This is a genomic window from Candidatus Arsenophonus triatominarum (assembly GCF_001640365.1).
In the GTDB taxonomy this organism is placed as follows: Bacteria; Pseudomonadota; Gammaproteobacteria; order Enterobacterales; family Enterobacteriaceae; genus Arsenophonus; species Arsenophonus triatominarum.
The window spans coordinates 1-1,684 of the sequence record NZ_LWMI01000066.1 but is presented as its reverse complement, the minus strand read 5'-3'; the positions used below and the strand labels follow the sequence as shown (position 1 = coordinate 1,684).

The window sequence follows — 1,684 nt, the reverse complement described above, 5'->3', positions numbered from 1 at the left end:
TTTTTATCACTTCACAAGGGTATATATGTACCGTTATGGAGTTACACTTGTAACTTCTGAAAGATACATTTACACCTTTTAAAAAAGGTATTAAAATACCTTATTGACAAGGTATATTTTTGTATGTAAATTGTCACGTTATATAGAGTGACATATGCGGACAAGACATGGTGACTAAAAAGAGAATAAAAACTGCATTTTATGAGCAAAAAAAAGACACTGTGGATATAAACACTGGAGAAATAATTTCTGAATCAAAGACAACATTATCTCGTTATTCATCTGAACCGCCATATGTGAAAATGTATATTGATGATATATGTTCAATGATTAAAGTTCCTGACTCATTAAAAAACGTCTTGTTTCTTATGCTTAGAAAGCTCGATTATGATGGTTATATGACTCTTTCAACCAGATATAGAAAATCAATGTGTGACCAACTTAGTATTAAAGATGGGACTCTAAGAAATAGATTGGCTCTTCTTGTAAAAAAAGGATTTGTTCTGAGTGAGGGAGGAAATGAATATTTAGCCAACCCTAAATTTTTTGCTAGGGGAGAATGGAAGTCCATCATAGAACAAAGATCAGCATTTGAATTAAAAATTAAATATTCAGAAGACGGTAGAGAAATTACTACAGAAAGAATTTTATAAACTAGTCGCTAACTGATGGGAATGGTGATCCCAAAAGTTAGCTAATCCAAACCCTAACAGTACTAGGAGTCGGACTATGGGAAATAGTACCTTCCGTGTGCGCGTAATTGAAGCGCAAAATCAAATCATCGAGTTATTCGTTCGAACCTCACGCAATTTAACCCTTCGTCAGCGTGCCCGAATTCTCCAGCGAGTTGGGGGTGCGGCATGAAATACTTCAAAGCAACCATCATCACTAACGTTGACCACGAGAAGGGTAAGACAACAAATTTCATCTATCTTTCCTCTGAGACGAAAATAGCTGCCAAGAAATTGGCCTCTCAACATATCTTTGAGACTGACGGCGCAAATTGCTGTTTTTACAAATCGCCCAGATTGGAAGAAATTAGTATTTTGTGATTTTCGCGTGACTGTGTTCCCTTTAATTTCCGGTTATCTTCCGCTTCCTCGCCCGTTCGCTCGCGTTGCTCGGTCACTTGGCTGTGGCGAGCGGTGGGCGTTTTAATTTTAAGGATTTTTTGGATTATTTTTTAATTTTCTTTCTAAGTTTAGCTTGCGAGCACCGAACACCGTCGACGAGGAAGCGGAAATTAGTTTGTTGCTACTGAGTTGTCTTGTAACTCCTGAAAAACAAGAAAGAATCTAAGATAGATAAATAGTTATATATAAATCAGTATTTTAAATAAATTTTGGTAATCATATAATTAGTTAAGGTAACTATATGATTATATGTTAATAACTAAATAATCATTATTAATAACTATATAATTATTTTAATAATTAAAAAAGTTATTTTTAGGATATGAAAACTTTTATTTAATAACTTTAAAAAAAACTTGAAATAATTTTTTTTATTATTATAGTTAACTTTAAAATTTATTTAAATGAGGCCGATATGGGACGTAGACATGTAAACCTAGAAACAGGGGAAATAACTCAAGAGCCTGATTTTATAAAGGTTATAAATGACCTATGTAATAAAGGAGTTACTGGGCTTCAAATGAACATATTTCATTTTATGTTAAAACATA

2 protein-coding genes are annotated in these 1,684 nt (G+C 33.1%); both read left to right on the top strand.

The genetic code is table 11. From position 1 onward, the window contains the following. Positions 1-170: 170 nt before the first annotated feature. Positions 171-653 (top strand): replication/maintenance protein RepL, encoded by a 483-nt coding sequence (locus AYJ55_RS22590; protein WP_187153343.1) that lies wholly within the window; start codon positions 171-173, stop codon positions 651-653. Between the two features lie 207 nt (positions 654-860). Then, positions 861-1,052 (top strand): hypothetical protein, encoded by a 192-nt coding sequence (locus tag AYJ55_RS22585; protein ID WP_063657713.1) that lies wholly within the window; start codon positions 861-863, stop codon positions 1,050-1,052. The last annotated feature ends 632 nt before the right edge of the window (positions 1,053-1,684 follow it).